Source organism: Dinoroseobacter shibae DFL 12 = DSM 16493 (genome assembly GCF_000018145.1).
GTDB lineage: Bacteria > Pseudomonadota > Alphaproteobacteria > Rhodobacterales > Rhodobacteraceae > Dinoroseobacter > Dinoroseobacter shibae.
Genome location: NC_009957.1, coordinates 1 through 21,826, shown reverse-complemented (window position 1 = coordinate 21,826; position 21,826 = coordinate 1). Strand labels below are relative to the sequence as shown.

23 protein-coding genes and 1 pseudogene are annotated in these 21,826 nt (G+C 59.9%); 10 read left to right on the top strand and 14 right to left on the bottom strand.

What is annotated here, in order from left to right; all coding sequences use genetic code 11:
* The first annotated feature begins 2 nt into the window (after positions 1-2).
* Genes DSHI_RS19915 through lnt form a run of 4 tightly spaced genes read left to right on the top strand, consistent with a single transcriptional unit; the run spans position 3 to position 3,312 of the window.
* The gene (locus DSHI_RS19915) at positions 3-461 is read left to right on the top strand and encodes a DUF411 domain-containing protein (RefSeq protein ID WP_007803465.1); all 459 of its coding nucleotides are present in this window, start codon (positions 3-5) and stop codon (positions 459-461) included.
* 22 nt (positions 462-483) lie between these two features.
* Positions 484-1,266 (top strand): ZIP family metal transporter, encoded by a 783-nt coding sequence (locus DSHI_RS19910; protein WP_007803463.1) that lies wholly within the window; start codon positions 484-486, stop codon positions 1,264-1,266.
* A gap of 4 nt (positions 1,267-1,270) precedes the next feature.
* A complete protein-coding gene (gene lspA, locus DSHI_RS19905) occupies positions 1,271-1,744 on the top strand; it encodes a signal peptidase II (protein ID WP_007803461.1) in 474 nt (157 codons plus the stop codon).
* A complete protein-coding gene (lnt, locus tag DSHI_RS19900; protein WP_009807490.1) occupies positions 1,741-3,312 on the top strand; it encodes an apolipoprotein N-acyltransferase in 1,572 nt (523 codons plus the stop codon). Before lspA ends, lnt begins: the two co-directional genes overlap by 4 nt.
* 261 nt (positions 3,313-3,573) lie before the next feature.
* Here the strand turns inward: lnt and mntR are convergent, their stop codons facing one another.
* Positions 3,574-4,032: a manganese-binding transcriptional regulator MntR gene (gene mntR / locus DSHI_RS19890; protein WP_008327326.1), complete on the bottom strand. Its 459-nt coding sequence runs from the start codon at positions 4,030-4,032 to the stop codon at positions 3,574-3,576.
* A gap of 97 nt (positions 4,033-4,129) precedes the next feature.
* Here mntR and DSHI_RS19885 point away from each other — a divergent pair, with 97 nt between their 5' ends.
* Positions 4,130-4,405, top strand: coding sequence for a hypothetical protein (locus tag DSHI_RS19885; protein WP_012187175.1), 276 nt, complete (start codon positions 4,130-4,132; stop codon positions 4,403-4,405).
* Here DSHI_RS19885 and DSHI_RS19880 read toward each other — a convergent pair.
* Entirely contained in the window at positions 4,399-6,753 is a 2,355-nt protein-coding gene (locus tag DSHI_RS19880) for a heavy metal translocating P-type ATPase (protein ID WP_207287124.1), read from the bottom strand. The genes DSHI_RS19885 and DSHI_RS19880 overlap by 7 nt on opposite strands.
* A 177-nt stretch (positions 6,754-6,930) precedes the next feature.
* On the opposite strand from DSHI_RS19880, the gene DSHI_RS21995 reads away from it, so the two are divergent.
* Complete coding sequence (locus DSHI_RS21995) at positions 6,931-7,218, top strand: hypothetical protein (protein WP_369817429.1); 288 nt, start codon at positions 6,931-6,933, stop codon at positions 7,216-7,218.
* A gap of 47 nt (positions 7,219-7,265) precedes the next feature.
* Here DSHI_RS21995 and DSHI_RS19875 read toward each other — a convergent pair whose 3' ends face one another.
* From DSHI_RS19875 to DSHI_RS22445, 3 genes and pseudogenes are all read right to left on the bottom strand, one after another.
* Positions 7,266-7,931 (bottom strand): L,D-transpeptidase, encoded by a 666-nt coding sequence (locus DSHI_RS19875; protein ID WP_007803448.1) that lies wholly within the window; start codon positions 7,929-7,931, stop codon positions 7,266-7,268.
* Between the two features lie 193 nt (positions 7,932-8,124).
* Positions 8,125-8,847: a cytochrome c biogenesis CcdA family protein gene (locus tag DSHI_RS19870; protein ID WP_007803446.1), complete on the bottom strand. Its 723-nt coding sequence runs from the start codon at positions 8,845-8,847 to the stop codon at positions 8,125-8,127.
* Positions 8,835-8,954: pseudogene (locus DSHI_RS22445) on the bottom strand (IS5/IS1182 family transposase); the annotation flags it as partial. The gene DSHI_RS19870 and the pseudogene DSHI_RS22445, both read right to left, overlap by 13 nt.
* Positions 8,955-9,063: 109 nt before the next feature.
* On the opposite strand from DSHI_RS22445, the gene DSHI_RS19865 reads away from it, so the two are divergent.
* The gene (locus tag DSHI_RS19865) at positions 9,064-9,708 is read left to right on the top strand and encodes a hypothetical protein (protein WP_007803445.1); all 645 of its coding nucleotides are present in this window, start codon (positions 9,064-9,066) and stop codon (positions 9,706-9,708) included.
* A gap of 7 nt (positions 9,709-9,715) precedes the next feature.
* On the opposite strand, the gene DSHI_RS19860 is transcribed toward DSHI_RS19865, so the two are convergent.
* From DSHI_RS19860 to DSHI_RS19840, 5 genes are all read right to left on the bottom strand, one after another.
* Positions 9,716-11,053, bottom strand: a complete 1,338-nt coding sequence (locus DSHI_RS19860) for an APC family permease (protein ID WP_007803442.1) — start codon at positions 11,051-11,053, stop codon at positions 9,716-9,718.
* A gap of 48 nt (positions 11,054-11,101) precedes the next feature.
* Positions 11,102-13,390: a copper-transporting P-type ATPase gene (locus DSHI_RS19855; RefSeq protein ID WP_222864283.1), complete on the bottom strand. Its 2,289-nt coding sequence runs from the start codon at positions 13,388-13,390 to the stop codon at positions 11,102-11,104.
* Positions 13,391-13,525: 135 nt separating this feature from the next.
* A complete protein-coding gene (gene lgt, locus DSHI_RS19850; protein ID WP_007803438.1) occupies positions 13,526-14,446 on the bottom strand; it encodes a prolipoprotein diacylglyceryl transferase in 921 nt (306 codons plus the stop codon).
* Positions 14,447-14,551: 105 nt separating this feature from the next.
* Positions 14,552-14,938: a DUF302 domain-containing protein gene (locus tag DSHI_RS19845; RefSeq protein WP_007803435.1), complete on the bottom strand. Its 387-nt coding sequence runs from the start codon at positions 14,936-14,938 to the stop codon at positions 14,552-14,554.
* Between the two features lie 140 nt (positions 14,939-15,078).
* Positions 15,079-15,687 carry an EF-hand domain-containing protein gene (locus tag DSHI_RS19840; RefSeq protein ID WP_012187178.1) on the bottom strand — a complete coding sequence of 203 codons (609 nt, stop codon included), beginning with the start codon at positions 15,685-15,687 and terminating at the stop codon, positions 15,079-15,081.
* A 397-nt stretch (positions 15,688-16,084) separates the two neighbouring features.
* Here DSHI_RS19840 and DSHI_RS23160 point away from each other — a divergent pair, with 397 nt between their 5' ends.
* Positions 16,085-16,642 (top strand): hypothetical protein, encoded by a 558-nt coding sequence (locus DSHI_RS23160; RefSeq protein WP_012187179.1) that lies wholly within the window; start codon positions 16,085-16,087, stop codon positions 16,640-16,642.
* A 76-nt stretch (positions 16,643-16,718) separates the two neighbouring features.
* Here the strand turns inward: DSHI_RS23160 and DSHI_RS19830 are convergent, their stop codons facing one another.
* From DSHI_RS19830 to DSHI_RS23025, 4 genes are all read right to left on the bottom strand, one after another.
* Positions 16,719-17,384 (bottom strand): L,D-transpeptidase, encoded by a 666-nt coding sequence (locus tag DSHI_RS19830; protein ID WP_012187180.1) that lies wholly within the window; start codon positions 17,382-17,384, stop codon positions 16,719-16,721.
* A 42-nt stretch (positions 17,385-17,426) separates the two neighbouring features.
* Positions 17,427-17,912: a disulfide bond formation protein B gene (locus DSHI_RS19825; RefSeq protein ID WP_008327308.1), complete on the bottom strand. Its 486-nt coding sequence runs from the start codon at positions 17,910-17,912 to the stop codon at positions 17,427-17,429.
* A 140-nt stretch (positions 17,913-18,052) separates the two neighbouring features.
* Entirely contained in the window at positions 18,053-19,315 is a 1,263-nt protein-coding gene (locus tag DSHI_RS19820) for a multicopper oxidase family protein (protein ID WP_007803424.1), read from the bottom strand.
* 125 nt (positions 19,316-19,440) lie between these two features.
* Entirely contained in the window at positions 19,441-20,022 is a 582-nt protein-coding gene (locus tag DSHI_RS23025) for a L,D-transpeptidase (protein ID WP_012187183.1), read from the bottom strand.
* 179 nt (positions 20,023-20,201) lie between these two features.
* Between DSHI_RS23025 and DSHI_RS19810 the strand changes: the two genes are divergently transcribed.
* The gene (locus DSHI_RS19810) at positions 20,202-21,038 is read left to right on the top strand and encodes a DUF305 domain-containing protein (protein WP_012187184.1); all 837 of its coding nucleotides are present in this window, start codon (positions 20,202-20,204) and stop codon (positions 21,036-21,038) included.
* A 12-nt stretch (positions 21,039-21,050) separates the two neighbouring features.
* On the top strand, positions 21,051-21,815 hold the full coding sequence (locus tag DSHI_RS19805) for a MauE/DoxX family redox-associated membrane protein (protein ID WP_012187037.1): 765 nt from the start codon (positions 21,051-21,053) through the stop codon (positions 21,813-21,815).
* Positions 21,816-21,826: the final 11 nt, after the last annotated feature.

The window sequence follows — 21,826 nt, the reverse complement described above, 5'->3', positions numbered from 1 at the left end:
CCATGAAACGATTTACTCCCGCCCTTGCCATCGCATTTGCCTTGCTTCCTGCGGCGCAGGCCGTCGCAGAGGCGATTCAGATCGACGTCCGGAAGACAAACGGCTGCGGCTGTTGCCTGTCCTGGATGAAGCACCTCGAGGAGAATGGCTTCGCGCCGATGGGCGAGGACATGTTCGGAGGATCTCTTGTGCGCTTCAAACTCGACAATGGCGTGCCGCAGCGCATGGTCTCCTGCCATACGGCTTTGGTCGACGGCTATGTGATCGAGGGCCACGTGCCGGCGGCTGACATCCAACGCCTGCTGGAGGACCGGCCAGACGCGGTAGGCCTGGCGGTGCCGGGAATGCCCTACGGGTCGCCCGGCATGGGACCGGAGGACGACCGGGAGGCTTACGATGTCTTCCTGATCCACGAAGACGGATCGACCGAGGTCTACACCAGCTACTCGGCTCCTGACTGAACTCGCGGCAGAACCTTAACAATTGGAACCCCTCTCCCCCATAGCGCTTGGCTTTCTTGGAAGCCTGGCCGCCGGATCGCTGACCGCGGTCGGGGCGGTCCCCGTTCTTTTTGGGCGCATCCCGTCCCGGGCCACGCGCGATCTGCTGCTTGGCTTCGCGGCGGGTGTCATGCTCGCGGCTTCGTTCTTCTCGCTGATCATCCCGGCTCTCGACGCAGCTGAAGGACAGTTCGACAACGGTGCTCTCCCGGCGGCCATCGTATGTGTTGCGATCCTGCTTGGCATGGGCGCGATCGCTCTGATGAACGAACGGCTACCGCATGAACATTTCAAGACGGGGCGGGAAGGTCCCGACGCCGCATCGCTGCGGCGCGTCTGGCTTTTCATCATCGCGATCACTATCCACAATTTTCCCGAAGGGCTTGCCGTCGGCGTCGGGTTCGGGGCTGACGGTTTGTCGGGCGGGTTGCCACTTGCGATCGGTATTGGATTACAGAATGCCCCCGAAGGTCTGGCGGTGGCGGTTTCGTTGCTCGGCGAGGGCTATTCCAGGCTTCGCGCCTGGGGCATCGCCGCTCTGACCGGTCTCGTCGAGCCCGTCGGTGGACTTCTCGGCGCAGGGATTATCAGTCTTTCGCAACCGCTGCTGCCCTGGGGTCTCGCCTTCGCAGCAGGTGCGATGCTCTACGTCATCAGCCACGAGATCATTCCGGAAACCCACCGATCCGGCCATCAGAACAGGGCGACGCTCGGCCTCGCCGTTGGTCTTGTGATCATGTTGTTCCTCGACGTCTGGCTGGGATAAGCTGATGAGAACTTGCCTCTTCGTCGGTCTGCTTGCTGCGCTGATCGCCTTTCTTGTCGATCAGGCAACGAAGGCAATCGTTGTGTCCAATGCGACTGTTCTTAGTTCCGGCGTATCGGTCTTTCCCGGCTTCAATCTCATCTACCTGCGCAATGACGGAGTGACCTTCGGGCTTCTCGGCGGCGCGCCGTGGTGGAGCCTTGTCTTACTGGCGCTTGGCATCTGCGTCTGGCTGGCGTTCATGCTGGTCCGTACCAGCAGCCGGGTCGAGGCCATTGCCTATGGTGCGATCATCGGCGGTGCACTCGGCAATATTCTGGACCGCCTGCGCTATCGTGCGGTGACGGATTTCCTCGATTTCTACATCGGGACGGCGCACTGGCCTGCCTTCAACATGGCCGATGTTTTTGTGGTTGGCGGCGTGATGCTGCTGCTCATTGCGCCGTGGGTTGGCGCTCGACTTCAGACCGATTCATGAAGCCGGGATTGCCGCAGTTCGTTAGTGAGGACCTGAACCTGTTCCAGCGCATGGGTCTTGCCCTTGCTGCCGGCGGATTGACGGTTTTGACTCTTCCGCCGTTTTCTTGGCTCATCGCGGTCCCTGTCGCCTTCTCCGTGCTCTTTATCGTTCTCCGGAACATCTCAACCTCGCGCGCTTTCCTTGTCGGTTGGGCTTTCGGACTGGGCCAATTCGGGATTGGAATTTCCTGGATCGCCGAGAGCTTTTACGTCGATGCCGAACGTTTCGGCGCACTGGCGATTCCGGCGGTCGCGGGTCTGTCCGCCGGACTTGCCATCTTCCCGGGCATGGCGGCGATGCTTTTTGCCGCCATCATGCAGCGCCGAGCTGTCGGCGGCATTGCGGCGGGCCTGCTGTTTGCAACCTGCTGGGTGGCCACGGAATGGCTGCGGGGTCATGTCCTGACAGGGTTTCCCTGGAACCTTGCCGCTTATGCCCTTGTCGACTATGCCGCCCTGCGCCAACCCGCCGCCTGGGTCGGAAGCTACGGTTTGGGCTTTCTCACGGTCTTCATCGGCATATTGCCAGGTGTGTTGACTGTGGCGGCGCCAAAGAGACGCGCGCCTGTTCTCGTGCTCTTCGCCGTTGCTGTGGCGGGTTTCTGGGTTGGCGGTGCGCTTCGGTCAGGGCAGGACGTGCCGCCGACAGACGTTGCTTTGCGCATCGTCCAAGGCAATGTGCCACAAGTCGAGAAGTGGGTACCGGGCAGCCGCCAGCGAACCTTGGAAAAATACCTGGGCTTGTCCGCGCAACCCGGACGTTTCGATTTGCTGCTTTGGCCGGAAACGGCCTTCCCCGGCTTTCTGGACGAAGATGCTGCGGCACGCGCGCGGATATCTGCAGCTTTGCCAGACGGCAGGATCCTACTGACAGGTGCGCCTGACCGAGTGGAGGGCGATGGGGGAACCAGATATTTCAACACGGTTCAGGCCTATGACGGCAGCGGCGAGGTTCTGACGGGGTATGCAAAACATCATCTTGTTCCGTTCGGGGAATATGTGCCCCTGAAAGGCTGGCTGCCCATCGAGCGGCTGACCGAAGGGTTGGGCGATTTCACGCCGGGACCAGGGCCGCGCACGCTGGCGATCCCTGGCGCGCCTCTGGTCGCGGTGGCGATCTGTTACGAGATCATCTTTCCGGGCCACGTGGTCGATGACCTTTTCCGCCCCGACTGGATATTCAACGCCACAAATGATGCCTGGTTCGGAACCAGCATCGGACCCGAGCAGCACCTCGCCTCCGCGCGGATGCGCGCGGTCGAGGAGGGACTTCCCGTGGTCCGGGCGGCCAACACTGGGATATCCGCGATCATCGACGCCAATGGAAATGTCGTCGCGCGTCTTGATACCGGGGAAACAGGCACCATTGATGCCGGCCTGCCGGGCGCGCGTACTCCAACGCCCTATGCGCGGTTCGGCGACTGGACCTTGTTGGTTCTTGTTTTTGGGTGCTGGGTCTTCGGCTGGCTGGCCAGTTTGCTCGGACGAGATCCCGATGCGCGGCATTTTGGAACGGAGGTATCCTGATGCTTGTGATCGTGAGCGCTATCGGAGGCGCGATCTGGGGTGGCTATCTGGCACGACGGAGGAGGGGGAATCACCTGGATATCCTCCAATATGCGGTAGCGTCTGCGATCGCCTTCGGACTTGTCGCCCTGTTTGCAACCATCGTGCTGTCGCGGGTTCTCGGCTAGCGAGCTTCGAAATTGCGCAAACGTGTCAGCGGCTTGAAGACCTGATAGCTCGAGGTCCCGATAGAGAATCGCGCGAATGTGCATCTAGGCGAGCTCATTTCTGATTGAGCCGTCGCTCGAACGCCTCCAATGTCGTCCCGCTGACGTGATGCTCGATCCCTTCCGCATCGCGTTCCGCGGTCTCTTCGTCGATTCCCAGGCTCAGAAGAAAGGCGACGACGACCCTGTGGCGGCGTCGACAGATCTCCGCGAGGTCCTGCCCGGCATCGGTGAGGAATATCGCGCGGTATGGCTCCCGCCGGACCAGACCAGCAGCCTTGAGCCGCGAGATGTTCTTGGTCACGGTCGGCGGCTTCACGCCAAGCCGCTCGGCGATCTCGACCGGTCTGGCCTCCCCGCGCGTCTCGATCAGTTCCGCGATCAGTTCGACGTAATCCTCCGCCATCTCGCTTTCATGTGCCTGACGCACGGTCGCAAAGCCATCGGCCTGCGCCTCGGGAGCCCGGTCGACCGCTTCGAATGGCTCACGCCCTTGTGATTGTAGCTTTGTCATACTCGGGACTTTGCAGCGAAACAGCGGGATTGACAACTTGTTTGCTTCGGGTAGATAAGTTAGCCATGTCTAACTTTTTACTTTGGAGGCCGTGGTGATGCGAAATATTATGAGAGTGCTGCTCGCCACACTCGCAAGTGCGCTCCTCCTGTCCGGACCTGTCGCCGCGACGCCGGCCAAGGAGGCGCCTTGGCTTCCCGAGGCAGCGGCCTACCGTCTGACGCTCTTTCTTGGAAATCTCGAGCCTCTGCCCTGGGACGACATCGAGACCGCCTGGACGGAACCCTACCGGGGTTCGGAATTCTCTGTCGGGGCGCTGGCGTGGCTGGACCGCAAAAGCGATATCGAGCTACCGAAACCGCCGGATCAATGACCGTGCGCCAGTGCTCCTTTCGCCATCTGCTCGCCCACCGGTTCTCCGCCTGAAGGCCCGGCCTCAACCTGATGGCCGTTCAGGAGCCGAAGTGCGTTGGCGACCACCAGCAGAGACACGCCTACATCCGCAGCAATGGCGCCCCACATTGAGGCCATACCGAACGCGGTCAGCCCGACGAACAGCGCCTTGGTCGCCAGCGATATGCCGATATTCTGGTGGATGATCGTCATGGCACGGCGCGAATGGCCGATAAGCCAGGGTACCTTGCCGATGTCGTCGGTCATCAGCGCGATGTCGGCCGTCTCGATCGCGGCATCCGATCCGACAGCGCCCATGGCGATGGCATAATGCGCCCGCGCCATGGCCGGTGCGTCATTCACACCGTCGCCGATCATCGCCACCATGTCGTGGCTTTCGACGAGTTCCTCAATGGCCGTCACCTTGTCTTCTGGCAAAAGTTCGGCGCGCACCTCGTCGATGCCGACTTCGGCTGCCACCGCGCGCGCGGTGCGTTCGTTGTCGCCCGTCAACATCACGATGGTCTTCACACCCTGCGCATGCAGACGCGCAACGATCCCCTTTGCATCTGGGCGGATGCGGTCGCGAAGCTCCAGTACGCCGGTCACGCCGGTCTCGTCACCCACGGCAACGAGGGTGCTCCCTGCCCCTTCGATCCGATCCCGCAGATCCGCCGGAATGGCATTGCCGAACCCCTTCTCTTCGGCGAAGCGATCCGAGCCGAGCCAGATAGCGCGCCCGTCGGCGCGTCCTTCCAGACCGCGCCCGGGCACGGTACGGGTGTCCTCTGCGGCAGACACGGAAACACCATCGGCTTCGGCGCGCGAGAGGATGGCGCGTGCCAGCGGGTGTGAAGACCGCGCCTCCAGGCTTGCTGCCAGCGCCATGAGATCGCGTGCGGAAACGCCGACCAGTGGGTGAACCGCCGCCACCTCAGGCTCGCCCATGGTGATCGTCCCGGTCTTGTCCATCGCCAGTGCCGTGGTCCGCCCCGGCGCCTCGACATAGGCGCCGCCCTTGATGAGCACCCCCGCCCGTGCCGACGCGGTCAGCGCTGCCACGATGGAGACCGGCGTAGAAATGACCAGCGCGCAAGGACATGCGATGACCAGAAGGACCAGAGCATTGTAGAACCAGTAGTCCCAGGCGCCGCCGAGCAGCAGTGGCGGCACCAGCGCGATGGCGATCGCCAAAGCCATCACGATGGGTGTGTAGATGCGCGCGAACTTGGCCACCCACTGTTCGACCGGCGCGCGGCGGGCATGGGCATCGCCCACCATGCGAATGATTTTCGCGAGCACCGTGTCCGAGGCGGCCTTCGTCGCCCGCACCGTCAGTGTGCCCTCGCCGTTGATCGTGCCGGCATAGACCTCGTCGCCTGGTTCCTTGGGCACTAGCGCGCTTTCCCCAGTAATTGGGGCCTGATCGACGGCCCCTGCCCCGTCCACGACCTCACCGTCGAGGGGGATCCGGTCGCCGCCGCGCACGATAAACCTTGCATTGACTGCCACGGCCGCGGCCGGAACGTCGGATTCAGATCCGTCGTCGTAAAGAACCCGCGCCGTTGGCGGCGCCAGATCGAGGAGCGCGGAAACCGCATTACGCGCCCGCCCCACGCTCCAGCTCTCAAGATAAAGCGAAAGCGAGAAGAAGAAGGCGACCGTCGCGGCCTCAAAAAACTCGCCGAGGCCGATGGCGCCCGCGACGGCCACCACCATGAGCAGGTTCATGTCGGGGCTAAGCCTCCGCGCCGAAGACCAGGCCTTGGGCGCGACAAGCCAGACGCCAAAAAGAATCGCGACGGCGAAGATCCCTGCTTCCACCATAGGCATAGGCACCTCGCCATGGCCCGCAAAGAGCCCGAGCGCGCCGCCCATGCCGGTCTCGACAATGTGAAAAAGGAATCCCGCCGCCCAGAAGCCGCCGCTCAACGAGGTAAAGCGCTTCTGACGTGCCAGATGCGCCGCCTGGTCCTCTGCTGCGTTGTCGGCATCCCATGGCTTGGCGCTCATGCCGGTCGTTGCGACCAACTGCGTGACTTCGTCGTCTGGTATCCTCTCGGCGCTATCGAGGATGGTCATTCGCCCGTTGATCACGTCGAATGCCAGGTGTTCGGTTCCGCCCACTTTCGGCCCGACAACCCGGTTCAGGATCGCCACCTCTTCGGCGCAATCGAGCCCGGAGACCTGAAAGCTCCTTCCGCCAGACGGCGCTGGCGCCGTGGACGCGACGTCCTTGCTGGCGTCGCAACAGGAGTTGCCTCTTGGGTCAGAATGCTCTTGATCACCCGGATGGCCGTGATCGTTGCGGTTGCCGTCGGAAGACATGGATTGACCTCAGGATTCATTGATTCCACATTGACATAGCCCCTACAGTAACTAGAGCTTCAAGGGCAACAAGTGGATATTCGTCCAGCAAGAAAGGCGCCCTGCGGAGGCTTGAAGCTAGCCGCCCCCTTGAAACGACGCGGTTGGAGCAACGCTTGCCGGTACGAAGCGATCAGAATGAGTGAGGTAGACATGCAGAAACGAAACGCGCCGATTATCGCAGCGACATTGGTGCTTGCTGGCTGCGCGGTGCCAACGCTGGACGACGGCGGCGCTCGCAACGAAGTGGGAAGTGTTCCCGAGGCCGTCATTGCCCTTGCTGCGCCTGGTCAGGATCTCACCACGGCGCGGCTTCGTCCCGAGGATGGCTGTTATTGGTATGAACACAGCGGTCCGGTGGAAAACACCTTGGTTCCGCTACGCTCGGCAGGTGGCAACCCCATCTGCACTTCGCGCCAGTCCTGATCAGCCCATAGATGCGTCAAGCCCACGCGTAACACATGATGCGCCAGTCAACTTCTCGGGGTGACGCTGTCTTCCGCCGAGTACAGGAATGCCGTCGAGCCAATCTCGACGTTGGGATAGAGATCATTGATGTGTGCCATGACCATTCGGACGCAGCCGGAACTCGCACGGCCGCCAATGCTTCTTGGATACGGTGTCCCGTGAATCCTTAGATAGGTGTCTCGGTCGCCGACGAAGAGATAGAGGGCTCGCGATCCGAGCGCGTTTTCAGGTCCGGGTTCCATACCGTCAGCGATATCGGCGTAGAGCTCTGGGTCGCGGTCGATCATGTTTTGTGTCGGCTGCCAATGCGGCCACCTGACCTTGCGCTTGATCGTATAGGTGCCCGGTTCGTAAAGTTTACCGCGCGCGATCGCCACGCCATAGCGCATCGCCGTGCCGCCTTCTTCGATGTGGTAGAGATAGCGCGCAACAGCATCGACATGGATATCACCGGGTACAAGTCCGTCCTTCGCGAGGACCCGCTGTGGCAGGAAGCGAGGGTGAAGGCCCCAAGGGTTGGACGTGGCCGGGTCGTAGCCGGGAGGTGTAACCTGTGCGTCCCAAGCTGCCTTCTGCGCATCGGTAGGCCACGTGTCTGCAAGGAGCGGGCTGGATATCGATGCCGAAAACAGCGCGGTGGTCGTCTGGATGAAATGTCGTCTTGTCAGCATATAGATTGCTCCGTTCACGCATTGGACGGCAAACCGAACCTTACCCCGAACGCAGTGTTGTTCGCCCGGGAAGGAGTGAGGCGTTATTGGCAACTTGCTCCATGGTGCCGTTCTTTGTCGGTGGCTTAACTCCTAAAGCTACTAGAGGTTCAAGAAAATTTTCTGTTATCAATAGACGCTGCTACTAATGGAGCTATCCGATCCGTCCCAGAACCGGAAATACGTCGAGCATCCAGTATGACAGCGCGCTCAACTGCCCTGTCATCATCGCCAGCCCCATCAAGATCATCACTATGCCCGCAAGCTGGTGGAGGCGGCGGCCAACCCGGCCGATGGCCCGCAACCGTCCCGCGATCTGGTCGGTGAATCCGGCCACGATCAGAAACGGTATTCCAAGGCCGGCGGAATAGACGGCAAGCAGCATGATACCTTCGCCCATCGTGGCACTCGCCGCACTGGCTGTCAGGATCGCGCCGAGGATCGGGCCGATGCACGGAGTCCAGCCGAAACCGAAGGCAAGACCGAGGACATAGGACGCAGCGGGTTGGCCCCCGGGGATGTTGAGATTGAATCGGAAGTCGCGTTCCATGACCGAAACACGCGCGGCTCCTATCATGAAGAGCCCGAAGAAAATGATGATGCCGCCCCCAACGAGGTTGAGTTCATACCGCCACCGAAGCAGGGCCTGACCCATTGCAGTCGCGGATGCGCCAAGTCCCATGAAGATGGTGGAGAAGCCGAGGACAAAACACAGGCTCAGCCAGACCGCGCGCGACGGCGAAGCGCCGACCACCCCGCCCTCAGCGGCTGTGCGCCCGGTTACGTAGGAGACATAACCTGGCACAAGAGGTAGCACGCAGGGGGACAGAAATGATATCGTGCCGGCTAGGAGGGCGGCGGTGAGGGCGCGCGCCAAGTGATGTCTTCGTCGACCCAGATCAGCAGGGACCCCCGCTTGCGCAGCGATGCGTTGTAGCTGGACCAGTTGGTCGTACGATAGCGGGCGGGAGATGGGTTGCTCATGGAATGCGGCTAACAGCATGGGTTCGCGAAGGGAATCCTGAGGCGTCAGACTTGTGCAACAACGCCCCGTATCATCGACCTAGTGGTGCCCACATGGCAGGCTATTTCAATGGATAGATTTTTCTCTATCAGTATGCCCGCGGCTCAGTTTGTTAGAAATGTCCTGCTGTTCAGCTTCGCTGCATTACTGCCGGTCCTGTTGTTCTACGTCTTACTGGCTCCGGGCTTTGCTCCGGCTCTTGCTGCCGGCGGACCGGCACTCATGCGCTTACTAAGGCAGGTTGCGACCAACGGTTTGCCCGTGGTTTTTGCCGTCAACTATGTCAGTTTTTTCCTTTTCGCTATGACAAAGCAACCAAAGGCGGGCTCAAGAGACACGGCGTTTTTCGTGCTGGTCGATGTCTTGCTCAGAGCCCTTCTCTTTCCAGGTCTCCACGTGCTGATATACGTTCTATCTGCCGACTGGTTCGGGTCATTCGGCGGCAATCGTTCAACCGCTTTGGCGGTTGTATCCCCGACTCTTGCGCGTTCGGCGTTTTTCGAGAACATCTCCGGCGTTTACCTCTATGCGACTATGATAAGCGCGTTGCCGCTCTACGTCTCGGCTTTCGGGCGGTCGGAATTTCTTGGACCGGTTGTACGTCGCTTGCCCATGAACACGGGCGTGATGCTGCTTGCCCTGGCTGCGTTTGCCTTGTCGGTCGGGCTGATCACGATCGGCGCACAAGGCATCGCATCTCTTCAGGCCAGGTGATGGCAGGCTAATCACCGTGGGCGTGGGCGGGGGCGGGGGCGACTTGCGGTGCCACCCATTGCGACAAGTAAACGCGCTCGAAGGCGAACACAGCGATCATCCCGACAGCGGCGTAGAGAACGATCATCGGGTCGCTTTGAAGCTTCATCACGGTGAAAGCTGCCAGTACTATCGCATCGAGCGCCAGGGCAGTCAAAAGCACGATACCGAAGGCGCCGACGTCTGCTCGACGATAGCGGAACACGCCCCAATGTATGATCATGTCCATGACGAGGTAAAAGAAAGCACCGAGGGATGCGATCCGGCCTAAATCAAAGAGCACGGCCAACGTCGCGGCGATGACGACAGTATAGACCAGGGTGTGGCGTTGGATGGGACCTGGCATACCGAAGTGGCTGTGCGGGATCATTTCCATGTCGGTCAGCATCGCCAGCATACGCGACACCGCGAAGACGCTGGCCAGAACGCCGGACGCCGTTGCGACAGCGGCCAGGATCACCGTGAGTATGAAGCCGGTTTGTCCAAGGGCGGGCTGCGCCGCTTGTGCCAGCGAATAGTCACGCGCTGAGATGATCTCCTCGATCGTGAGACTCGAACCGACCCCGTAGGCGACCAACAGGTAGACGACGACGCAGATTCCGATAGAGAACATGATCGCTCGGCCAACATTGCGATTTGGTTCAGTGATCTCGGCTCCGCTGTTGGTGATCGTGGTGAATCCCTTGAACGCAAGGATGGCCAGCGCCGTAGAGGCGATGAACCCCGTGAGCCCGTAGGATTGTGAGGTCTCGGACGCCGCGGCGAACGCAAAACCACTGGACCACAGGGCCGCGATGCCAAACAGAGCTATGCCTCCGATCTTGATCGCGGCCATGATCAACGAGAACAGCCCGACCGAGCGGTTTCCGGCCATGTTCACCAAAAAGGCGAAAACGATCACGGCCACAGCCAGAGCGGGGACCAATGGGCCACCTTCGATATCGAAAGGGCGCAGGACATAGGTGGCGAAGGTTCGCGCGACGAGGCTTTCCGCGATCACCATGCTGAGCGCCATCAGCAGTGCGGCCCCGCCCGCGATGGCTCCGGGGCCATAGCATTTCTGCAGGATCATGGCGATGCCACCCGAGGACGGCCATTTGTTCGACATCCTGATGTAGCTGTAGGCGCTGAAGCTTGTGACGACCGCGCCGGCGATGAATGCAAGCGGGAAAAGCGGGCCGGCGAGCTGCGCGATTTGCCCCGTCAACGCAAAGATTCCAGCGCCGATCATCACGCCTGTCCCCATCGCAACGGCTCCGCCCAGACTGATGGAATTTTCGCGGTACGTTTCTTTTTCGCTCTGCATAAATGGCCCCCTTTTAATTTTGGTTCATCCGAACGCTGTTGCGCGCTTCTAGATACGAACGCCGCGAAGGCGCAGCGAATTGAGCACCACCGAGATTGACGACGCGCTCATGGCGAAGGCAGCAAACATCGGACTGATGAGGATGCCAAAGAAGGGAAACAGAACTCCCGCCGCGACCGGCACGCCGGAGGCGTTGTAGATCAGCGCGAAGAACAGGTTCTGGCGGATGTTGCGCATCGTGGCCCGGGCGAGCCGCCGCGCACGCACGATACCATCAAGGTTGCCCTTGACCAGCGTGACGCCCGCGCTTTCGATGGCCACATCGGCGCCGGTGCCCATGGCGATGCCGACATCGGCCTGCGCGAGCGCGGGGGCGTCGTTGACGCCATCCCCGGCCATGGCGACCTTGTGGCCCGCCTCTTGCAACTCAAGGATGATCCGCGCCTTGTCCTCCGGCAGCACGTCGGCCCGGATCTCATCGATTCCGAGCCGCGTGCCGATGGCCTTGGCCGTGCGTTCGTTGTCGCCGGTCGCCATGATGACGCGGAACCCCAGTTCATGCAGATCCTCGATGGCTTCTGGCGTGGTCTCCTTCACTGGGTCGGCGACAGCAACTAGACCGGCGATCTCGCCATCCAGCACAACGAACATGACCGTCTCGCCTTCGTCGCGGCGGGCATTGGCCTTGGCGGTCAACGCGCCCGCCTCGAGCCCCAATTCGCGGATCATCGCCAAATTGCCGAGCGCGACCGCTTTGCCGTCAACGACCCCCTTGACGCCCTTGCCAGTGACCGCCTCGAAGTCCCGTGCCTCGTCCATTTTGACATCTCGCTCCTCCGCACCCCTGACGATCGCTTCGGCCAAGGGGTGCTCCGATCCGCGCTCAAGCGATGCGGCGAGACGCAAGACCTCGGCTTCGTCGTGGCCGGGTTGCGGGAGTACGTCGACAAGCCGCGGCTTGCCTTCGGTCAACGTGCCGGTCTTGTCGACGATCAGGGTATCGACTTTCTCGAACCGCTCCAGCGCCTCGGCGTTCTTGATCAGCACCCCTGCCTGAGCGCCCCGTCCTGTCGCTGTCATGATCGACATCGGTGTCGCCAGGCCAAGCGCACAAGGACAGGCGATGATCAGAACCGCCACCGCCGAAATCAATGCGTAGGAAAGCGCAGGCGCGGGCCCCCAGATCGCCCAGGCGATGAAGGACAGGACCGCGATACCGATGACGGCCGGAACGAAATATCCCGCCACCTTGTCGGCGTATTTCTGGATCGGGGCGCGCGAGCGCTGCGCGTTCGACACCATCTCGACAATTTGAGCCAGCATCGTGTCGGACCCGACACGCGTCGCCTCCATCACCAGACTGCCGGTGCCATTGATCGTCGCGCCGGTCAGCGGGTCGCCCTCGGTCTTCTCGACCGGCACGGGTTCACCGGAGATCATGCTTTCGTCGACCGAGGACCGGCCGTCCAGAACCACGCCATCGACCGGCACCTTGTCACCGGGCCGCACGCGCAGCCGGTCCCCGACTTGCACGTCCTCCAGCGGGATTTCCTCCTCGGATCCGTCGTCCCGGATGACCCGCGCGGTCTTTGCCGCCATGTCGAGAAGCGCGCGGATCGCCTTGCCGGTCCCCTCGCGGGCGCGTAGTTCCATCACCTGGCCGAGCAGCACCAGCGTCACGATCACCGCCGCCGCCTCGAAATAGACGCCGACATGGCCTTCGGAGTCTCGGAACCCATCAGGGAATATGTCCGGTGCGAGAACGGCAACGACGCTGAAGAGCCAGGCGGCAAGAACGCCCATGCCGATCAGGGAGAACATGTTGAGGTTCAATGTGCGGAACGAAATCCATCCGCGTTCCAGAAACGGCCAGCCGCACCACAAGACCACTGGCGTTGCCAGGATCAATTCGATCCATTGTGTGGTGCTTTCGCCAAAAAAAGTCCGGACTGCGGGGAAACCGACGAATGGCCCCATCGTGAGGACAAGGAGCGGGATCGTCAGGACTGTGCCGACCCAGAACCGCCGTGTGAAATCCACCAGTTCGGGATTTGGACCTTCATCGCCCGGCACACCGGATTCCAGTTCCAATCCCATACCACAGATCGGACACGCGCCCGGATCAGGCTGCCGCACCTGAGGGTGCATCGGGCAGGTGAAAATGGGACCATCATGTCCTGTAGGAACCAGATCATATCGGCCATCGGCCGGCGTGGCACCCGCGTGGTGTTCGTGATGATCATGTGCTGAATGGACCTCGAGCTCCGATTCCGGCACGAGGTGCATCCCGCATTTCGGACAGTTGCCGGGCTCGTCCTGCCGCACCTCAGGGTGCATGGGGCAAACGAATACCGAAGAAGCTGCTGTGGTTTCAGAACTGTCGGGAGTGCTCATTTTGCGGTCCTTTCCGAGAATGCTTCTCTTGCCTAGGGCTTCCATCCGCGGGAGGGTCAAGAGAGATCAGTACGGCGATTACATTGCGGCTCTGCGGGGTGGCGCTGTCCGGCCCCGTTCCCGCCGGGCGAACACGATCAACGCCAGCCCGACCAGCGCCATTGGCATGGAGAGCAACTGGCCCATGGTCAAACCCCACTCACCAAAATGAAGCGCATGGCCGATCGGGTTGTCCGCCGTCACAAATTGTTGGTCCGGTTGCCGGAACATCTCGACGAAACTTCGGGCAAGACCATAGCCGGTCAGAAACACGCCAGCCAAGGCACCGGGCATTTTCAGCCAGCCCCGGCCCCAAGCGAGATAAATGAGCAGTATTCCAAGAATGAGCCCCTCCAATACCGCCTCGTACAGCTGGGACGGGTGTCGGGCGCAGAGGCCGCTAACCCCTGGGCAGGCCTGCGCGACTTCGCCGGGAAAGATCACCGCCCAGGGAACGTCCGTTGGACGCCCCCACAACTCATTGTTGGTGAAGTTCGCCAGCCTTCCAAGAAACAAGCCTGGTGGTGTTGCCAAAGCCAGCAAGTCGCCAGTGCTGAGCAATGACGCGTTCTGTCTAAGGCAGAACAGCAAGGCCGCGATGACAACTCCCGCGAACCCCCCGTGGAAAGACATGCCGCCTTGCCAGACCATCAGAATTTCCAAGGGATTGGCGAGATAATATGCGGGCTGGTAGAACAGTACAAAGCCCAGGCGACCACCAGCAATCACGCCGATGATGATCCACGTCAGAAGATCTTCGATCTGCGTTCGGTCAAGCGGCGGTCCAGCTGACGTCCAGAGCGCGGGACGGCTTATGGCACTCGAACAAATGCGCCAGCCAATCAGGATACCGAAGATATAGGCTAGCGCGTACCAGCGGAGTGCGAATGTGACCCCCCCGATGTCGAAGGAGAAGAGGTCGGTTCCAATATCCGGAAATGGCAATCCCGCTGGCAGCACTGGGTGAGTTCCTCATCAGGAATTTACGTGGGGATTAGATGGCATTGATCGAGCACCGCTAAAGGCGCTCGATCTGCGACAGGGCATCCAACGCCCATCCCGCCATCACGCGGTGTCGAGGGCGTCCCGAAGGAGATCGCGGACTTCGCCGGCGACCGCGTCCAGGTCTTGGTTCTGCACCGCCTGCATCGAAGCGACAGGATCGACCGCGCTGACCTCGGTGTCGCCGTCCAGTTGCCGCAGGATAACATTGCAGGGAAGCATCGCACCGATGCGAGGCTCGATCTCGATGGCTTTGTGCGCCATGCCCGGATTACAGGCCCCCAAGATGCGGTAAGGCGGCATGTCCGCATCAAGTTTCTTTTTCATCGTCGCTTTGACGTCAATCTCAGTCAGAACGCCGAAGCCCTTGTCTGCCAAAGCATCCCGAACACGCATCTCTGCGTCATCGATTTTGGTGTCTTTCAGGACGCGATCATAGGTATAGGCCATGGGAATTTTCCTTTCCGTGTCTCTATTTGTTGGCATACCGAGGCTAAACGGTTCAGGTCGCGGTTCGGTTCAATGTCCCGACCGCGAATGGTTTTGGGGTTGTGAGGACGGGTGCCGGAAAAAAACCGGCACCCATTGGCTCAGTTGTCCTGCATCATGGAGCCGTTGCCCATGCCCTGACCGTTGCCAGGCCGCGCAGGCGCATCTGCCATATTCGACCGCATCATCTGCATCCGCTCCATCCTATCGGCAGGAGCGGCCATCTCTTCCGGCGTCACCGCGCCGTCGCCATCGGCATCGAGGTGTTGGAAGCGATCCACCATCATTTCGCGGATCATCGCGCTGTGGAGAGCTTCAAACTCGGTAATCGAGAGGCTTCCATCCCCGTCGCTGTCAAACTCGGAAAGCTTGGCCTGCAGCTGCGTGCGCATTTCTTCCGGCGTCGTTGTGCCGTCTCCATCAGTGTCGAACATTTGCATCATGCCGCCAGCCATGCCTGGGCTCATCATACCACTGCCCATGCCTGCGCCCATCATGCCTGCGCCCATCATGTTTCCGTGCATGCGCTTCATCATGTCCATCATTCCGCCCATGTTCCCCATCATACCGGGACCACCGTTCTGCATCATGCCTGGTCCGCTCTGGGCGCCAAATTGTCCCCCACGCCCGTGGTTGGCGTCCGCGAATGCGGCACCGCCAAGGGCGGTTGCAGCCAGGGTCATTGCAGCGAGTAAAGTGTTGCGTTTCATTTCGATCACCTCGTGTCAGTGTTGCGATACCCAGCATATGGGGGGCACCTGCAGATGCGGAATGCCACGCGAGCCGGTGTTTTGTATCGCGAGGTCACAAAGGCGGGGTCTGTTACAAATTGCGACAAATCAATTCGGGGCGAACGCTCCTCTTCATCTGAAACATGCGATATCCAGAAAAAAAGGTGTCGAGGATCCGTATACCAACCGAAACCGAACCCATGTTTCGGTAGAGGTGAAATCCGGAAGAGTTGATGTCGAGATTGCTAGAGGCCCTGAATATCCCGAAAATTCAATCATTCAACCCATGGCAGGAGGCTGCAGGGTGCTCTTTTTGAACCGCATTTTCTCAGTTCTAACCTTGGTAATTTTGGCGGGGTGCGGTGCAGGAAACGACATGCGCCCGGATGCTTCAGCCGAAGTCATCAGTAGCGCATCCTACCGTCACGATGGACCGGCCGCGCTGACGTTGTACACCATGATCAACAACAGGTCCGGGGCGGGTGCGCATAGCAGCGTCATGATTAATGGGTCGCAGCGTGTTATCTTCGATCCGGCAGGAACGGTCCGGCTGAGCGCTGTACCGGAACGGGGAGATGTGCTTTATGGCATTACTCCACAAGTGGCCGATTTTTATGCGCGGGCTCATGCTCGCGAGACCTACCATGTCGTCATACAAGAGATCGATGTGTCTCCCGAAGTCGCGGAGCAGGCTTTGCGCCTTGCAATTGCCAGCGGCCCAGCCGCTTCCGGTTTTTGTAGTGCCAGTACCTCCGCGGTACTCAGACAATTACCAGGATTTGAATCCATCGGACGCACATTTTTTCCAAAGCGCCTGATGGCGGATTTTGGCAAGTTGCCGGGCGTGCGAACCACAAAGCTGTTCGAGAACGATGAGGACGACAAATCCGTAGCGATCGCACAGTTCGAAAGTTCACTTGCGACACAGCCGTGAGTGTTCGTCCAACAATTCATTGGAAGATGTCCCTGCACGACGCAGTCCTCGGCGTGTGAGCCAAAGATGCAATAGGTTAGCTTCGAGCGGTAACGCTGTCTTCGGCCGAGTAAAGGAACGCCGTCGATCCGACAGCGACATTCGGATAGAGATCATTGATGTGGGCCATCACCATGCGCACGCATCCCGAACTGGCCCGGCCGCCAATGCTGCGAGGGCTCGGCGTTCCGTGAATTCGAAGGTACGTATCCCGATCTCCGACGAATAGATACAAAGCCCTGCTGCCCAAGGCATTGTTGGGGCCGGGCTCCATACCGTCGGCAAACCGCTCGTAAGCCTCCGGATCGCGTTCGATCATTGACTGCGTTGGCGTCCAGTGCGGCCATTCGACCTTTCGGCGGATCGTATAGGTGCCGGGTTCATAGAGATCGCCCTTGGCAATCGCCACCCCGTATCGCATCGCGGTGCCACCTTCCTCGATATGGTACAGATAGCGCGCGATCGCATCGACGTGAATGTCACCCGGGCGCAAACCGTCATTCGCCAAAACGCGTTGCGGCAGCAGCCTGGGATGCAGCCCCCATGGGTTGGTTGTTGCCGGGTCATAGTTGGCGGGCGTGATCTGCGCATCCCAAGCTGCTTTTTCGGCTGTTGACGGCCAGGTCTTAGCGAATGCTGGCGAACTCAGAGACGCTGAAAACAGCGAGCCGGAAAGTGCAAGGAAGTGTCGTCTTGTAACCATGAAGCGAAGCCCTTTGTTTGTTTTCGATGAATGCGGGACGATTCAAGAAACGTCCGCGACCCCATGCCACCGAACCTTTTGATGTCTTGCGATCGCGACCAACCAGAGGCAAGCAAGGACACCGCTTAGGATCGCGTTCCAACTGGCCATGGACAACGTCAGAAATTCCCAGACAACCTCACTGCACAGAACAAGATTGGACGTATTTGAACTGGCAGAGGGCAGCAATTCCGATACCGACATTTGGGAAACATCGAGGCCGGATCCCGTGCAAGAAGTCGGTCCCTCCCACCAGCCGCGCTCGACACCGGTATGAAACACTCCCAACGCGGATGTGCTGAGTACCGACAGGGCACCGATTATCAGGATTGGCAAAATCGGCAGAGCAAAGAGCAACAGAGCGCCCATTCCAATGGCGATTGCGTGTGGGTAGCGTTGCCAGATGCACATTGCGCACGGCGCGTACCCAAGAGCCTGGAAAACGAAGGCCCCCAACAGCAAGGCGGCTGATCCTGCCGCCGCAGTCATGCCGAGAGATTTTGGTGTCAGGGTCAATGAACGCTCCCATTGGCAGTCGATGGACCTGTTTCTCGCTTGTCAGGTTACGTAGACGGCGAAAGGCCTGTTATCATTCAGAGATTTGTAACGGTATGTATCCGTCTCGACCCTCAGCCGACTCTGATCCACGTTGCCATACCGTCGGCTTGGTGGCTCAACATGTGGCAATGCAGCATCCACGATCCCGGATTGTCCAGGACGACGAGAATATCCCGCGTCTCGCCGGTATCCAGATAGGTCGAGTCCCGGTATGGACCGGCTTCACCCGCCGCATCGAGTTCCCAGAAATGGTGGCCATGCAGATGCATGACGTGTGGGAACCCGGTTTCGTTGCGGATCGAAATGCGCGCGGTCGTCCCCTGCGCGGCGGATAGGAAAGGCCTTCGAGGCAGGCCGGATACGTCATTGAGCGCCCATGTCCCTGTGCCGTTGTGGGACGCGCTTCCCGCACCTCCCTGGAGCACCAGCTCCGCGGTTTGGCCGGGGTCTTTCGGGGCGGGCATTCGGTTGGCGGGCAATGCGGTGATGGGCGCTTTCGCGGGCTCACGGGAACCGGAAACAGCGATTTCGCCAAGGCTCAACGTCTGTTCTCCAAAGCTGTCGTCGAATCTAATAGGCCCGGTCGCATCACCAATCACATCGCATCTTTGCCCCGGAGCGAGAAGGATCGGTTCGAGCGTCCGAGGATGCGCCAGAGGCATGCCATCCAGTGCAACGATCTTGCCTATCAAACCATCCAGGCCGACACGGTACACCCTGTCGATAGAGGGATTTATGAGACGCAGTCGCAGACGGTCGCCTCGTTTCACAGTCTTGCCGGTTCCATTGAAAACAAGTGCCGTGACCGTATTGCCGATACGGCCCTCGGTTGCGAAGTGGGCCGGGTTGAACGCTTCGTCGTACTGCCCGGACTGATCCAGCAAGACATCGAAGAACTGAACAACGATGTCATGGTCGACAGCCGGCGCATTTTGCTCCTCGACGATGAAGGCGCCGAAAAGACCGCGGCTGACCTGATCGTAAGACAGGTAATGCGAGTGATACCAATACGTGCCGGCATCCGGGACGCCGAATTGATAACGATACGAGTCGCCCGGAATGACCACATCCTGAGTGAGGACGTTGACACCATCCATCCGATTTGGAACCCGCAACCCATGCCAGTGAACGAGAGCGCCCTCCTCCAATCGGTTATCGAGGGTAATGCGGGCGGTTTGTCCTTGTCGCATTCTGACTTCTGGGCCCGGCAGACCACCGTTGAAGCCCAACATCGACACGTCGTACCCAGCAAGGTGCGCCTTGATCGATTGGGGCGCGAGGATCAACTCGTGTGTCGCTGCTGGCAAGCGGGTACCAGCCAGCGCAACGGTCATCCCGCCAAGGAAAGACCTCCGGCTCAAAGACAATTCCGTCACCTCATGAATGATAGACTGGCTTTCGCCAACTGCCGCACTTGTGCCATTTCCGGAAGAGGAACTTCAAGGCGACAGAACACTCCTCACGCCGTTGTCACTTTGGGATACAGGAAGACGCGGGCGCCGATTTCAACGCGTTCGTACAGATCCTTCACATGTTCATTCGTCAACCGCGCGCATCCATTCGACACGGCAGACCCAATTGTCTCCGGGGCGTTCGTTCCATGAATGCGAAGATAGGTATCGCGTCCCTCGGCATCGTAGAGATAGAGCGCGCGGGCCCCGAGCGGGTTGTTTGGCCCGCCTTTCAGTCCATCCTTGTACTTTGCGTATTTGCGTGGCTCGCGCCGGATCATGGCGTTCGTTGGCCGCCACCATGGCCATTTGGCCTTGCGCGCTACCGTGAACTCTCCGGGTTCGTACAAACCTTTGCGCCCTACCCCGACCCCGTAGCGGATCGCCATCCCGTCCTCGAGCATGAAATAAAGGAAAAAATCGTCGGGAACGACGTGGACATCGCCTTTAACCCAGTCACCACGACGGGTGTTTACCAATTGTGGTTCGAACCGTTCGGGCAATTTGACTTTGTGGGCCCAGGCAGTTGTGGGCAGAAAGCAACCCATCGCTCCGGCACAAATCAATTCTCGTCTCGTGAAATTCTGCATGGCGCGATCTCCTCGGACCCATGAAAATTCAGTGCGCGTCAGGGGCAAAGAAAAGAAGCCGTGAACCGGGGCAAACGACGCGCCTTTGTTGCCTTGAAACTACGAAAATTCGTGCTTTTGGAACTCTCCAGCGCTGGAATGTTGTTGTTTTACAGAGAACTGCAAGGAGGTGACTGGAAATGCACTACTCACGATTCTTTATGATGATCGGAACATCGACCGTGGTCATGTTCGTTCTGATGTACCTGAACACCTATCTTTGGGGCCATATCTTCTTTTCGGAGACACGCCTTTACATGGCCATCCTGATGGGGGCGACCATGGCCGTGATCATGTTGGCGTACATGTTGTCCATGTATCAGAACACCAAAGCCAACATCGCGATTTTCGTTGGCGCAATAGTCCTTTTCGCGGCGAGCCTCTGGCTGGTTCGCGGGCAATTCACGGTGCAGGACAGGTCCTACATGCGCGCCATGATCCCGCACCACTCGATCGCCATCATGACGTCGACTCGTGCCGAGATCACCGACCCGCGCGTCCGGGGGCTCGCAGACGACATTATCTATGCGCAGGACAAGGAAATCGCCGAAATGCGCTACCTTATTGCTGACATTGGAGCAAACGGCGAAGCATCGGCCACGCGAAGCGAAACGCCGGCGCAGGTTGTGGATGCGCAACAGGCGCTTCAAACGGAGGTCGTGTCGAAGGTCGATCCTGAGTTTCTGACGGAAGACGAAATCGCTGCGGTGTTCCCGAATGGCGGAAATTGCCGCTTTGCTTACACCTCGGACAGTCCGGCTGTACTGGTGACTGGTGAAACCGGCGAAGGGTCTGCCGCCGCAATGAAGATCAGCGGTGATCTGGTGCGCCTGAATGCGCAGGGCGAAAATGCATTTTCTGAAGGCCCGCTGTCGGCCGAGATCGCAGAGACGAACGGTGACCTGACCGATCTGATCGTCAGCGCGGGAACCGACTACGAAGCCGGGTTCCGTGGTCAACTTACGTGCAGCGGATAAGGAGGAAAGGACATGCCCCGCGACACAGACAGTAAATCCGCGCAGCTTTATCGCATGGTCATGCCGGGCCATGTCTGCCCCTACGGTCTGAAATCGAAAGACCTGCTGGAGCGGCAAGGCTTCGAGGTGGAAGACCATCCGCTTGACACCCGTGAAGACACCGATGCTTTCATGGAGAAGCACGGGGTCGAGACGACGCCGCAGACTTTCATCGGGGACGAACGGATCGGCGGTTACGATGATCTCAGGGTGTTTTTCGACATTGACCCACCCGAGGAAGAGCAAAGCGACACGACCTACCAGCCGGTCATCGCGATCTTTTCCGTTGCCGCGCTGTTGGCATTGGGCCTGTCTTGGCACCAGTACGGGTCGGTCCTTACCTTGCGGGGGTTCGAATGGTTCATTTCGCTGTCCATGACCATTCTCGCGATCCAGAAATTGCAGGATGTCGAAGGGTTTTCGACGATGTTCCTCAACTACGATCTGCTGGCGCGCAAATGGGTGCGATACGGCAAGGTCTACCCGTTCGGCGAAGCGTTGGCAGGTGTCCTGATGACTGCCGGCGCGCTGCTGTGGCTCTCGGCGCCTGTCGCCCTGTTTATCGGCACGGTCGGCGCTGTCAGCGTGTTCAAGGCTGTTTATATCGACAAGAGAGAGCTGAAATGCGCCTGCGTCGGCGGTGACAGTTCCGTCCCGCTGGGGTTCATTTCGCTGACGGAAAACCTGATGATGATCTTCATGGGTATCTGGATGCCGGTCCGCGCGATCTGGTTCTGAGGTACAGCCCC